This is a genomic window from Sphingomonas sp. BK345 (assembly GCF_014193845.1).
Taxonomy (GTDB): Bacteria; Pseudomonadota; Alphaproteobacteria; order Sphingomonadales; family Sphingomonadaceae; genus Sphingomonas.
The window spans coordinates 604,093-617,050 of the sequence record NZ_JACHZX010000003.1 but is presented as its reverse complement, the minus strand read 5'-3'; the positions used below and the strand labels follow the sequence as shown (position 1 = coordinate 617,050).

The following is a 12,958-nucleotide window of genomic DNA, read 5'->3' as shown; positions in this document are numbered from 1 at the left end:
AGGCCCGGTTCAGCGCACGACGAGCTCGGTGACGACCCGACACCCGTCGACCCGGCCGAGCTGGACAAAGACGTGGATCGCGCCGCGGACATAATCGAGCACGTCCGCGCGGCTCAGCCGCGTCCCGCCCTGCAATACCAGCAGCGCGATCTGCTCCACCGCGCCCGCCGCGCTGTCAGCGTGCACCGTCGCCATCGATCCGGGATGGCCGGTGTTGATCGCGCGCAGGAAGGCGACGGCCTCGACGCCGCGCAGCTCGCCCAGGATGATCCTGTCCGGGCGCATCCGCAGCGCGGCGGTGACGAGATCGTCCGCGCTTACCTGCGCCTCGCCCAGCGCGCCGCGCACCGCGACCAGGCCGACGTGATTGGCGTGCGGCGGGCGCAGCTCGGAAACGTCCTCGATCGTGATCAGCCGCTCGTGCGGCGGGATCTCGCGCAGCAGCGCGTCAAGGAAGGTCGTCTTGCCCGACGAGGTCCCGCCCGAGACCAGGATGTTGCGTCGCCGGCGCACGGCCGCGCGCAGCAACCCGGCGATCTCGCCGCGCGCGCGCAGCTCGTCCAGCGCCGCGTCGACCCGAAGCATCGCCCGTGCTTCCGCCAGCGGCGCGAAGGCGCCCGCGGCGGAGAGGTCGTCGAGTGACAGATCGGCGACGACGGGGCGCCGGATCGCGAGCGCCAGCGCGCCGCGTGTCGCCGGCGGCGCGATCACCTGCACCCGCTCGCCGCCCGGCAGCGTCGCCGAGAGCAGCGGGTGCGCCCGGCTGATCCCTTGGTGCGAGAAGGCGGCGACCTGCTCGACCAGTCGCCGCAGCGCCGCCGCGTCGAGCGCGGGCACGTCGAGCCGCTCGGTCGCGCCGCCCAGCGTCTCGATCCACACTTCGCCGGGGCGGTTGACGTAGAGGTCGGTGACGTCCCCGCGCGCCAGCAGCGGCGCCAGCGGGGCGAGGCCGCGGTGGAGATAGCGCCAGCCGTCCTCGCTCACCGCGCCGCTTCCGACTCGGTGAAATCGAGGTCGCGCGCGACGAACACGCCGACGCTGCGCCCGGGCGGCACGCGCAGCGTCGGCACGATGTCGCTTCCCGTGGCCGGCACCGTCGCCGCGACCCTGCTGCCTGCGCCGGGTAGCGCGACGATCACCGGCGAGCGGCTGCCGCGCCCCGCCATGGTGACGCCCAGGTCGAGCACAGACTGGAGGATCGCGCCGCTGAAGCGCTCGAGGAAGTGCGTGTTGACGTCGGCGCGCACCCCGCCGCGGCCGACCGGATCGGCCGCGGGCGAGCCAATCGCGATCGTCACTCCGTCCGGCCGGATCAGCCGCGACCACAGGATCACCGCCCGATTCTGCCCGCGCTGCGTGTCGGAGCCATAGTCGCCGATCAGCCGGCTGCCGCGCGGGATCAGCACGCGCGTCCCGTCGAAGCCGCGCACGTCGCGCTGCACCAGCGCGCGCGCGAAGCCCGGGCTGGTCGAGTCGAAGCCGGTCTCGAGCACCGCCGGGATCAGCGTGCCCTGCGCCACGGTGGTCGCGCGGTTCGCGAGCATCGTGGCGCGCGCGCGGCTGGTCGAGAGCACCGGCTGCCGGCCCGCGCCGTTCTTCTCGTCCGCGGCGGCATCCGTGCCATGGTCGACATCGGGCGGCGCGGACGTGTCGACGATGAGTGCCTGACCCGGCGCGACGCGTGGGGGCGCGGCCGGCGTGGACGGCGTCTTCGCGGGCGCGGGCGCGGGTGTGCCGACGCTCGGCCCGGTCGCCCCGGCGGGGGTGCGCGCGTGAGTTGACACCGCCGGCGCCACCGGCGCCGACATCGGGTGCGGCTCGGGTGCCGACGGAGCAACGGCGCGCGACGGCGCGGGGGTCGGGGGAGCAGGAGGTATCATCAGAGGCGGCGGTGCGGCGACCACCTCCGCCGCCCCGCTCGGCGCCACCGCCGGCACCACCGCCGCGCGCCGCCGCTCCTCGAGCAGTCCGAACAACAGCGCCGCGGCGGCGATCGCGGTCAGCGTGATCGCCCCTGCCGAGAGGCCGGGGCGCGGCCGCGCGACGATCGGCCGCACGTCGCGCTCCCGCGTCGCGGGGTCGAGCGTTGCGCGCGGGTCGCCGCCCGCCGCCTCACGCGCCGCGGTCACGGCAGCGTCATCGTCGGCGGCACGGTCGGCGCTGCGCCCGGCGCGGCAGAAGCGGGCAGCGCCTCCTCGCTGCGGCGATAGCGGCGAACTTGGAAGCCGAGCGGATTGACGAAGCGGTCCACGGTGCTGAGCGGCTCGCCGGAGAAGCCGTATCGGATCACCGCCACCCAGGGGCGCGCCGGCTGCAGCGTGCCGCCGACGTCGCGTCGTCGGGTGTCGTAGCGCACCAGCGCGACGCCGCTGCCCAGCGGGGTGACGCTCTTGACCTCGACCGCGACGACCGTGGTGCGCGGATACAGCGCGAGCGGGCTCGCCGGATCCGAGGCTTGCATGGCGGTGAGATAATCGGCGCGCGCCTGCCCCACCGACCACAGGCCGACCTTGCGATAGTCGCTCTGCACGGTGTCAACGTCGAAGCCCTCGCGGGCGATGACATATTGCACCAGCAACGATTGCGTCAGCGCGCGGTCGGGGACGACGCGCTCGGCGTCGAAGGGCTTGAGCGCCTGGACGTAGCCGGTCTGGCGATCCACCATCAGCGTGTACGGTACCACCGTCTTGAGCGGCAGCAGCGCGACCAGCGCGAGCGCCTCACACACGGCCACGACCGTCGCTGCCGCGGCGACGAGCCACGCGGTACGGCGCGAGCGGAACAGCGCGTCGCGCCGGTCCTGCGCCCAGCTCGCGCCGTGAGCGAGATGGTCGGGCTGTGCGGACGCGGGCGGCATCGATCGTCCGTGGGCGCTGGGCTGCGTCATCGCGCGTATTCGACGATCGTGATATCCTCGCCGTCCGGCCAGCGCGTACAGGTGTCGCTGCCGAAGACGATCACCTGACGATCAGCAAGAAAGGCCGCCATCAACATGGCGAACTGCGCCTTGCCCGCTTCGGACTTCTCGTCGCGGATAAGCATGTAGGTCTGCGTCGCGCAGGCGGGGCGCGCTCCACGTCCCTCGACCTCGACCATCTGCAGGCCATCGGTTTCGCGCGTGTAGAGCTGGAGGATCTTGCCCGTGACGGAGCTCGCTAGAGCGGCTGCGGGCGCCAACGTCGCAAGGGTGAGCGACATGGCGCCGACGATCCCCGATATCATCTCACGTCGGCGTAACTTCATCGCTTGGCTCCGCTGCCTCATCTCCATCACCGCGCGTCACGCAGGCTGCCGCCGCGGGAGGTGCGCTGCGTCGTGCGCCGCCGGACGCTTTGCCCGATAGCAGTGGTCGCACCCGCCTGCGGCTCGCCAGCGGAGCGTGCGGCGGCACCGCTGATCGCTGCCGCGCGTGTGATCGCACGGCCCGCCAACTCGTCGCGGCGCTGTACGGCGCCGATGCTGTCGGTGATCGTCATGGCGCGCGGGCGCAGCGCGCCGATCGCGATGTCGTTCGCGCGCGCGACGACGCGGGTCGCGTAAGCCTCGCGGCCCGAAGTCGAAACCATGTGGCTGACCCATTCGACCGGCAGCCGCAGCCCGAAGGCGATCCGCGCCACCAGTGCGACCGCGCCCACCGTCGCCAGCGCGAAGATCATCGCCGTCGCGAGCATCGCAGTCGGCGCGCCAGGAATGGCAATACCGCCGGCACGGCGCAGCGCGAGGTCGGTCAGCCACGGCTCAAGCAACCCGAGCTCGATCCCGAGCGCCACCACGATCGCGGCGCTGCCGATCGTCGCCGCCGTCAGCCCGCGCAGCCAGCCCTCGGCGAGCCCGCGCGTCGCGTCGAACAGCAGGAAGGCGACGAACAGCGGCCCCAGCGCGAGCAGCAGCCCCGCGCCGACCCGCAGCAACGCGAACGAGCCCAGCCCGCCGACGAGGAAGACCAGCCGCGCCATGCCGAGCGCGAAGACGTCGAAGTCGGCGAAGAGCGGGGGCGCGACACCATCGGCCTGCTCGACCTGCTGGCGCGTCGGCACGCCCGTGCCGTAGATCGCGAGGAGGCGCAGGTCCCGGTCGACGCCGTCGATACGGGCCGCCAGTCCGCCGTCCGCGCCGGGCAGCCCGGCGGGGCGGCCGATCTCGCCGGCGAGCTCGGCGGGCGCGCGTAGCACCACGTCGAGGACGACCGTCCGGTACGCCGGCCAGCTCGTCGCGAAGGCGAGCACCACGCCGACCTTCACCGCGGCGAGCACGCCCGCGCGGACGCCGATCGTTTCGCCGAACAGCAGACGGTAGCCGAACAGCGCGACGAAGATCGTCAGCAGCGCGGCGAGCAGCAGCGACACGCTCGACCCCGGCGCCGCCAGCGCCGCGAACCCGCGCGAGCCGAGCGTCACCACCTCGCAGTCGAGGTACGACAGCAGGTCGGAGGCGAACCGGTCGGGCGCGGGCGAGAACGCGCAGCCGAGCGCCATCACGCGCGCTCCAGCAGGCGCGGAAGCCAGTCGGCTGGATCGTCGCCGACCTCGGCACGGATCGCGTCGAGCAGGCGGACCGTGCGCTCGCGCCCCGACAGTATGGTGAGCAGCTCCTCCTCGCCCGCGAGGTTGAGGCGCACCACCACGCTCTCTTGGGCGTGCTTAACGAGGAAGCAGCGCGCACTGTCGGGCAACGTGCGGACCAGCTCGAACTCGTGCCGGGTCAGCCCGAAGCCGTCGACATAGTCGGGCGCCTGCGCCTTGGGGTTGGCCATGAAGATCTGCGTCGCGGCCTGCTCGATGATCGCGCTGGCGATGCGGCTCTGCAACGCGTCCTGTGCGCTCTGCGTGGCGAAGCCGACGATGCCGTTGCGCTTGCGGATCGTCTTCTCCCAGTCCTTGATCCGGCGCACGAAGACCTCGTCGTCGAGCGCCTTCCAACCCTCGTCGACCATGATGATCGCCGGCGTGCCGTCGAGCCGCTCCTCCACGCGGTGGAACAGGTAGAGCATCGCCGGCGTGCGCACCGCGGCATCGTCGAGCACCTGCGTCATGTCGAAGCCGACCGCGCGCGCGGCGAGGTCGGTGGTGTCCTTCGCGTTGTCGAACAGCCAGGCGCGCTCGCCCTCGCCCCACCACGGCCGCAGCCGCGCCCACAGGTCACCCGCCTGCGGCCGGCGGTCGCCGCGGAACAGCTCGACCAGGTGGCGCAGCCGACGGAAGTCGGCGGGCGCGGCGTAGTTGGCATCGATCGCGTCGCGGATGCGCTCGATCTCATCGAGCGCGGCGCCGCCAGCGAGCAGTATCAGCCAGTCGAGCAGAAACTGGCGGTTGGCGGGCGTGTCGGGCAGCACCAGCGGGTTGAGCCCGGCGGGCGCGCCGGGGCGCAGCACGTCATAGCGCCCGCCGATCGCGCGCAGGAACAGCTCGGCGCCGCGATCCTTGTCGAAGAAGACGATGCGCGGGTCGTTCCGGCGCGCCTGCGCCAGCAGGAAGTTGACCACCACGGTCTTGCCCGAGCCCGACGGGCCGATGACGGTGAAATTACCGAGATCGCCGCGGTGGAAATTGAAGTAATAGGGTCCCGCCGCGGTGGTCTCGAGCAGCGACACCGCGTCGCCCCAGTGATTGCCGCTGGCCTGCCCAAGCGCGAAATTGTGCGCGCTGGCGAGTCCGGCGAAATTGGTCGTGGAGATTAGGCCGCGCCGGGCGATATACTTGAAGTTTCCGGGGAACTGCGCCCAGAAAGCGGGCTCGAGCGCGATATCTTCGCGCGCCGCGACCACGCCGATTTCGGCCAGCGTCGCCTGCACCTCGGCGACGCCGGCGTCGACCGCGGCGGGCGTGTCGCCGCGCACCGCGATGGTCATGTGATGCTCGCCGAAGCCGGCGCGACCCGCGGCGACATCGTCCTTGGCATCGCTGAGACTGGCGCGCAGGCTCACCGCCTCATCCTCAGCCGAGCGCATCCGTCGCATCGCCAGGTTCATGCGGCCGAGCGCGGCGGCACGGTCGACGAAGCCGAACGACTGCGACACGACCAGCTCGAGCGGCAGCCGCAGCAGCTCGTCGAACATCCCCGCGCTGGTCTGCGCGGGATAGTCCTTGACCGAGACCAGTCCGACGAAGTCGCGCGGCGCGGTACCGGCCGGGCCGAGCTCCACGGTCTGCTGCCCGAAGCTGACGCGACGGTAGGGCAGATAGTCGCCCACGTCCTGGAGCGGCAGCAGCACCGGGCGCAGCTCGGCGTTGAGCAGGTGCGAGAGGAACTCGAGCGGCTCGGAACAGGTGCCGTCGCGCGTCACATAGGTGCCGAGCAGCCGCGGCGCGTAGCTGCCGATTGCGGCGAGCAGCGCCTCGCGCGCGGCGTCGAGCTGGCGCAGGTCATGCGCGAGCGGGTCGGGCGCGTGACGCGCGAAAAGGCCGCGCGCGCGATCGATCAGACCGACCCTCCCCTGCAACGGTCGCCGGACGAGCGTGAGATAGAGGTCGTTAACGTAGAGCCGCCGGGTCGCCAGCCGCGCGCGCCAGGCGGCGTCGAGGCGAGCGGAGAAGGCGTCGGGAAAGTTGCCGTCCAGCGCGGCGTCGACGCGGCGGCGCACGACGTGATGGTAGAGCGCGAATTGCGATGTGCCGATCGCCCGGAGCATCGCGTCGCGCAGCCACTTGCGATAGTCGAGCTCGTCGCTGTCGGCGGTCTCGAACAGCAGCCCGCGCAGGTGGATGACTTGGAGCAGCAGCCCGTCGCGCGTCTCCAGCGTGTGCGCGTCGACGTGGCGTGCGTAGGGCAGGTGACTGCCAACCGACCGCTCACGCGCGATGAGGTTCGGGTCGCGCGTCAGGGCCGGTAGGAGTTGCATCGCCAGATCGCGTGGTTGCGCACCCGCGGGCAGCGGCCGACGCGCGCCAGCCACAGGTCGAAAATGCGCGGCTCGCGCACGCACAGCGCCATGCCGGCAAGGTGAATCAGCAGCGCCGCGGCGATCACCCACGCGCCGTGCGAGAGCAGGAACAGCTCGGTCGCGAGCACCGCGTTGGCGGTGAAAAAGCTGTAGGTGACCCCGGCGAACATCTGCGGGCGAGTCAGCGCGACGAACAGCCGGTCACGCTCGATCTCCGCCACGTTCAGCCGCCCAGCGTGGCGGTGGTGCGGATCCCCGCGACGATGCTGGCCGCGCCGAACAGGATGAAGCATCCCAAAATCACGGTGGCCCCGTAGCGCCAGTTGATTCGCCCCGTGAGCATCATGAAGCCGACGACCGCGACCGCGATCACCGCCGCGACCGTGGCCACCGTGCCGAGCAGCGTCCCCTGCAGCCAGTGGACCGCGCCGACGATCGCCCCCGAGCCGGCGGGATCGCTGCCCAGCTCCTGCGCGGCGGCGGTCGACGCGCAACAGAGGAACAGCGCCGTGCCGGTCGCCATCGCCGCTCGCGCTCGTCTCACGCACTCACTCCCACCTACCGCGTCGCCGGACGCCGGGCCCGCGGTCGGCCCGCCACGGCGTCACGTTTATCATAGGTGCGGCACAAGCGATCGCGGCGATCGTGGCGGGGAATAATCGGCCAAGCGGGGCGAACAGCGCCGAATGAGTGATGCCGTCTGCTGCCGGGCCTATCCGCGCCGCCACGATCCGCTCGGAGGAGCGGCGACCCACTCGTACGACAGCCCGGCCGGCTCGATCCGGCGCAGCCGACCCGACGGGTCATGGGCGGAGCGCGTCGTCGCGTCGCCCGCCCCGCCCTCTCACACGAACGTCACCCCCGCGCAGCGCTCCAGCGCGTTATAGCCGAGCGACAGCCCGCGCCCGTCGCGTAGCGGCATCATGCCAAGCAGCTGCGGCAGAACTCAGCGTTTGGATTTATAGCGCGCTATGTCAGAGCCAAGATCCGGATCGTCGGCGAGTGCGTCCAAGGTGGCCGCAACCGACCCGGAAGGCTCCAGCATGGTGCAGGAGCGCGAGGACGGGCGGCGCGAGATGCTCGACTTGGCGCACCTTGCCGACTTGGATGTGCGGTCGGGATACGTTCGCACGATCCACTCCGCGTACGGAGCGATGTTCGATCCGAACATGGTGCACCGCGCAGCGTTCTGCGCCGGCACTGTCGATGCGCATTCGGCTTATGTCGCCTTTAGCAGGGCGCGAGAAGGCGCGATCGTCTACACCGAGAATCGCGCCAGCCTCACCAAAGCCTTCCGGATCCGTGACGGCGCGAAGATCGGCGCCAGCAACGAGGCGGTGAAGGGGCCGGCTGTGACGACCGCCTTCTCTGGCCGGTCAAGGTCGTGGGGATGGCGATTGACGAACAAGAAGTGATCTATAGCAGCAACTAGGGCAGCAGTCCGAAATCGTCCTCCGTCGAGCCCAAGTCCCATAACAATCGACGCGGACTGATCGCCTTTGACTCGCGCTCAACAAAACCAGCCATATGCCGAACCGCCATCAGCAGCGCCTGCATCGGATCGAGGCCATATAACACAGTGTTTCTTGTGATCCCCGCCCCCTCAAGGCCAATTTTGCACGAAAATTCATCCCGACGGTCCGTGCTTTCTGGCCCTTCTATGTATAGAATCACCTTTGATCCCATATTGTCGAGGAGTTCCCTTTCAACTCTCATTGCCGTCAGCTCGCCAATTTGAAAACGACACACATCTCGCTAGTGATAATCAGCCACACATCATGGCACTGGAATCAAGTTACGAGGCGGAAAAAGGATACGAGAGCCTTCGCTGATCACCCAATAGAGAATGGTTCCGACAGCAACACCACCTACGACGCTCGCCGCATTTTTCCAAGTGATCAATGGTGGCAGCTGACTCTCTGGAGTTCCCCCGTCCCGCAAACCCTTGCGCACCTCCGCACTTGAATAACAACGGCTAGCCGCTGCCCGATTACCTGCATCAGCAAGGGCGCGGCATTTGTTGAGATCACGATTGTAGTCTGGATCCCCCTCATCATAAGACGGGGGTTTCTGACCATTACGCTGGAGACTCTGCGGCGCCTGCCTGCGGCCAACGACGATAATGTCATCACTTCTACCCAGCGGAGTCTGCGAGTCAAATTGAATATCGGCCCCGATCTTTACTCCCGGATCGCGCGTGCCCGGCACGACGATATCAGGCTGATCCGGATCCTCGCAGGGCTGCTCCCCGGGATAGCCGCACATCCCGCTGGGGTCCGTGACATTGACCGGATCACCCCCGACATATTCATACCAGTTCCTCCCCGCCTCATAGCCGACCGGGTCGGGCTGAAGAAACCGCCCCAGCGTCGGCGAGTACATCCGCGCCTTGTAATAATAGAAGCGCAGCTCCGGCAGCCATGTCTGGCCGGTGTACTGGAACCGCCCCAGGTTCCCCCGCTTCGGCACCCCCCAGTCGTCGTAGCGGTTCACCGCCACCGTCGCGTTCGCGTCGTCGCTCACCCGCACCACCGAGCCGCGCTCGTCCGCCTCCAGCCAGCGCCGCCGCGTCCGGTCCGCCCCGTCGTACCACACCAAAGGCTCGTCCGCCCCCGCCCCCGGCACGTAGCGCGCCACCACCGCGCCCGCGCGCCGCTCCGTCACCAGCTGCGCGCCGTCCCACTCCCACGCCAGACCCGCCGGCTCCACCTGCACCAGCCGACCCAGCGGGTCATAGCCCAGGCGCCGGTCCGCCGCCGCGCCGTCCGCCCCCGCCGCCACCAGCCGGTCGCGCAGGTCGTACACGTAGCGGTCGCCCCCGCTCGCCCCGTGCGCGCTCGTCAGGTTGCCGCGCGCGTCATAGCTCGGCACCACCGCCCCCGAGCGCGTGTACTGGTTCAGCGCGTTCACCCCGTAGCCGCGCGTCACGTCCATCGGCGCGCGGTACGCCAGCGTCCGGTCCGACAGCGTCCGCCCGGTGATCTGCCCCGCCGCGTTCGTGTCGAGCCCGATCGACACGCCGCCCACGCCCAGCGTCCCCAGCCACGGCGTCCCGCCGTAATCGTAGCTCGTGTTCGCGCCGTTGCCGAGCAGCCGCCGCGTCCGCCGACCCAGATCGTCATACTCGTACGACGCCAGGCTGTGACCGCTGTCCTCCGTCACCGCGGTCAGCGCGCCGGTCGGGTCATAGTCGTAGCGCACCCAGAAGCCGTCGCCCCAGGTCAGCCGCACCCGCCGGCCAGCCGCGTCATAGTCGCTGCGCAGCGTCCCCGAGGCGCCCGTCTCGCTCACCACCCGCCCGAGCGCGTCATAGCCGTAGCCCACGCTCTGCCCCGCCACGTCGCTCACGCTCACCGTGCGGTCGAGCAGGTCGTAGCCGTAGGTCGTCGTCGCGTCGCTCGCCCCGGTCGGCGACACGAACGTCACCGTCGCGCGACGACCCAGCCCGTCATAGCCGAACGACAGCGCGCGACCGTCGCGCAGCCGCACCCCCGCCAGGTCGCCGTTGCCCGCGAAGCTCAGCTCACGATAGTCCGCCGGCGCCGCCGCGCAGTCCGCCACGCTCGCCACCGCGTAGCAGCTCCGCCACGGACGGTCGAAACCGTCGCGCGCATAGGCCGTCGGATGGTCGTCACCGTCGGTCACCACCGCCACCACGCCGTTCGCGCTGTAGCTCGTCCGCTCGGTCGACGGCGTCGCGCTGCCGTAGCCGCTCGTCTGCCACCGCACCCGGCCGAGCAGGTCATAGCCGCGACGCACCACCCGGTCGGTGCCGTGAGGACCCGTCTGCGGCGTGCACGCGTCGCCCGCTTTGTCCCACTGCGACGGGTCGAGCCGCGTCACGCTGCACTCCGGGCGGCCATGGCCGTCGTAGCTCTGCTGGCTCAGCGCATAGGTCTTTCCGCCCAGCGCGAGCGCCTGGCGCACCGGACGGTGATAGCCGTCATAGCCGTAATCGAGCCGCTGCAGCGGGGTGAAGCCGCCGAAGTCGGGCGCGGCCGGACTCGTGTCCGTGCCCTGCTCGACCGACCCCACGCTGCCGTCGGCATTGTAGGTCACCCGCGTCGCGCGTGCCGCGCGCGGGCCGTCGCCGTCCGGGTCGGGCAACACCGTGCCGGTCGGTCGGCGCAGCAGATCGTAGCGGGTGCGCACCGTGTCGGCCGGGCCTACCAGCGGCCCATCGGCGGCCGTCACGTCGCCGATCGTGTCATAGGCGAAGCTCGTCGTCGCGCTCAGCACCGCGGCATCGTCGGGAGACGCCCGGCCCCCCGCCGCGCGCGCGATCGACGCCACGTTGAGCCCTTCGCCGTAGCTCAGTGCCGTCACTGTCTCGTCGGCGGTGCCGGCGCAGTCGACCCGCGTAGCGCAGACGGAGAGCCGCGAGGGCAGCCACACGCCGGGGGCGGAGTCGATGAGGTTGCCGTCGTCGTCATATTGCGGCGTCGTATCGATCGCCGCGCCGTGCGCGTCGAACTTGTCATAGTCGTAGCGCGCGGTCGCGCGCCGTGCCGGCTGACCCGGATCCGCCGCGGGCCGTGTCACGCTGCGCACCCCGCCGTGGACCGGATCGTAGCTATAGTCGGTCACGCCGCCGCGGGCGTCGGTGGTGGTGAGCGGCTGGTTGCACGTCAGCGGGTTGTCGCATGTCGCCGGATAGGTCGCGCTGGTGACGATGTCCGCCGGGGTGCCGGGCGTCTTCGACACGATCCTGGTCTCGACGACGTTGCCCCGGTCATCGTAGCTGAACCTAGTGTAATTGCCTTCGGGTTCGGTCACGCGCAGGAGCAGGCCGCTGTCCGGGTCATACTCGTATCGCCGCGTCAGGACCGGCCCGTCCGGCTCGGCTTGCCACTCTTCGCGCAGCAGGTTGAACAGCGTCTCGCTGAACACGTATCGCCGCGCCGGCAGGTCGCCCTCGACGACCGTCATCGTATGGGTGAGGTCCTCGTTGTCTGTACGGGAGTAGGTCGTCGTCACGCCGCCATTCGTCACGGTGGGGCTGCCCTCCCCGACGATCACCTCGTCGTCGCTGGTCGAGCCCGGCCGCCGCACGCTGATCGTGCCATCGGCGCGGGTCACCGTCGTCCGCTGTCCTGCCGCGTCGGTCGCCGAGCCGTCGGCGTCGACCGAGACTTGGCGCAGGCACCCCGCGCCCGACGTCGCGCCGCACCCGTCGGCGAGGCGGCCGATCCCGTAGCCGGTGCGCTGGAACCATGGCATCGTCCAGGAGCCAGTGTCGGGCAGCTCGCTCTGCCCGTATAGCAGCCGCAGGACATAGCCGTTGGTGGTCGACAGCGAGCCGAGCCGCATCCAACGCTTTTTCTTCTTGCGGATGGCGGAATGCCGGGTCGTGCCGCTGTCATAGTTGAAAATGACCGTGAGACCGTCGTGGCGCCGCAGCGACACCGGCAGGTAATTGCTGGGCGTGTTCGCGATCTGGTAGTGTTCCAGCCATTTAAGCCGGAACATCAGCTGGTCCCCGGAGCGATTGGTGTAGATGAAGTCGTTGCCGATCAGCTGGAGCGTCTCGCCCTTCTTCATCAGCGGGACGAACCCTCCACCGTCCTGCTGGAGGAATTCGGTGGTGATGTCGCCGATCGAGACGAAATAGCCGCTCCCCTGGATCAGCAGCCGCGCGCGCGTGAGATCGTCGGCCCCATCGGACCAGCGCAGCGCGGTATCGCCGCTGCCGATCGACAACGACGCGTAGTGACCAACGAAGCGGCCGGTCGCGAGATCGATCCCGTTCTTGTCGACCGTTTGCCCCGGCGTGCCGGGATCGACGTAGACGGGCCCGAGCTCGGGATCATCGTCGCTAACCTGCGCTCGCGCGGAAGCGGCTGCAATCAGAGAGACGAACAGCAACAGGCCGCGACAGACGGCGGGGAGAATGACGGACACGACGGCGCTTTCCCATATGCGCCAGCCGCGACACTCCCGCAGAACGCGACGCCAGACCCTGACGGATTGGCGATGACGCGGCTTACACCCGCCTCGTCGCGACGCCTCCGCGCCACGCCGATCGAGCCGTTCTGTGCCGCACCACGATCATCGCCGCCTTCCGCCACATTATAGGCG

Annotated in this window: 11 protein-coding genes; 1 reads left to right on the top strand and 10 read right to left on the bottom strand. The window is 70.2% G+C overall.

What is annotated here, in order from left to right; genetic code table 11:
- Positions 1-9: 9 nt before the first annotated feature.
- From virB11 to FHY03_RS12135, 8 genes are read right to left on the bottom strand one after another with little or no spacing between them, the layout of a single operon-like run.
- A complete protein-coding gene (gene virB11, locus FHY03_RS12170) occupies positions 10-984 on the bottom strand; it encodes a P-type DNA transfer ATPase VirB11 (RefSeq protein WP_183923897.1) in 975 nt (324 codons plus the stop codon).
- Entirely contained in the window at positions 981-2,129 is a 1,149-nt protein-coding gene (locus FHY03_RS21345) for a TrbI/VirB10 family protein (RefSeq protein ID WP_311721479.1), read from the bottom strand. Before FHY03_RS21345 ends, virB11 begins: the two co-directional genes overlap by 4 nt.
- A complete protein-coding gene (locus FHY03_RS12160) occupies positions 2,126-2,857 on the bottom strand; it encodes a virB8 family protein (protein ID WP_183931041.1) in 732 nt (243 codons plus the stop codon). Before FHY03_RS12160 ends, FHY03_RS21345 begins: the two co-directional genes overlap by 4 nt.
- 26 nt (positions 2,858-2,883) lie before the next feature.
- Positions 2,884-3,243 carry a hypothetical protein gene (locus FHY03_RS12155; protein ID WP_221190138.1) on the bottom strand — a complete coding sequence of 120 codons (360 nt, stop codon included), beginning with the start codon at positions 3,241-3,243 and terminating at the stop codon, positions 2,884-2,886.
- A gap of 26 nt (positions 3,244-3,269) precedes the next feature.
- Positions 3,270-4,475: a type IV secretion system protein gene (locus FHY03_RS12150; protein ID WP_183931039.1), complete on the bottom strand. Its 1,206-nt coding sequence runs from the start codon at positions 4,473-4,475 to the stop codon at positions 3,270-3,272.
- Complete coding sequence (locus FHY03_RS12145; RefSeq protein ID WP_183931037.1) at positions 4,475-6,838, bottom strand: VirB4 family type IV secretion/conjugal transfer ATPase; 2,364 nt, start codon at positions 6,836-6,838, stop codon at positions 4,475-4,477. Before FHY03_RS12145 ends, FHY03_RS12150 begins: the two co-directional genes overlap by 1 nt.
- A complete protein-coding gene (locus tag FHY03_RS12140; protein WP_183931035.1) occupies positions 6,817-7,101 on the bottom strand; it encodes a VirB3 family type IV secretion system protein in 285 nt (94 codons plus the stop codon). Before FHY03_RS12140 ends, FHY03_RS12145 begins: the two co-directional genes overlap by 22 nt.
- Positions 7,102-7,103: 2 nt before the next feature.
- Entirely contained in the window at positions 7,104-7,424 is a 321-nt protein-coding gene (locus FHY03_RS12135; RefSeq protein ID WP_311721474.1) for a TrbC/VirB2 family protein, read from the bottom strand.
- Between the two features lie 469 nt (positions 7,425-7,893).
- Here FHY03_RS12135 and FHY03_RS12130 point away from each other — a divergent pair, with 469 nt between their 5' ends.
- A complete protein-coding gene (locus tag FHY03_RS12130; protein ID WP_183931033.1) occupies positions 7,894-8,295 on the top strand; it encodes a hypothetical protein in 402 nt (133 codons plus the stop codon).
- 13 nt (positions 8,296-8,308) lie between these two features.
- Here the strand turns inward: FHY03_RS12130 and FHY03_RS21410 are convergent, their stop codons facing one another.
- Positions 8,309-8,566, bottom strand: a complete 258-nt coding sequence (locus tag FHY03_RS21410; protein WP_409314196.1) for a DUF6968 family protein — start codon at positions 8,564-8,566, stop codon at positions 8,309-8,311.
- 90 nt (positions 8,567-8,656) lie between these two features.
- On the bottom strand, positions 8,657-12,781 hold the full coding sequence (locus FHY03_RS12125) for an RHS repeat domain-containing protein (protein WP_183931031.1): 4,125 nt from the start codon (positions 12,779-12,781) through the stop codon (positions 8,657-8,659).
- Between the last annotated feature and the right edge of the window lie 177 nt (positions 12,782-12,958).

Excerpts from the sequence above, each read along its gene's own strand:
- FHY03_RS21410 (WP_409314196.1), bottom strand. The coding sequence starts at position 8,566 with ATGGGATCAAAGGTGATTCTATACATAGAAGGGCCAGAAAGCACGGAC.
- FHY03_RS12150 (WP_183931039.1), bottom strand. The coding sequence starts at position 4,475 with ATGGCGCTCGGCTGCGCGTTCTCGCCCGCGCCCGACCGGTTCGCCTCC.
- FHY03_RS12155 (WP_221190138.1), bottom strand. The coding sequence starts at position 3,243 with ATGAAGTTACGCCGACGTGAGATGATATCGGGGATCGTCGGCGCCATG.
- FHY03_RS12160 (WP_183931041.1), bottom strand. The coding sequence starts at position 2,857 with ATGCCGCCCGCGTCCGCACAGCCCGACCATCTCGCTCACGGCGCGAGC.
- FHY03_RS12145 (WP_183931037.1), bottom strand. The coding sequence starts at position 6,838 with ATGCAACTCCTACCGGCCCTGACGCGCGACCCGAACCTCATCGCGCGT.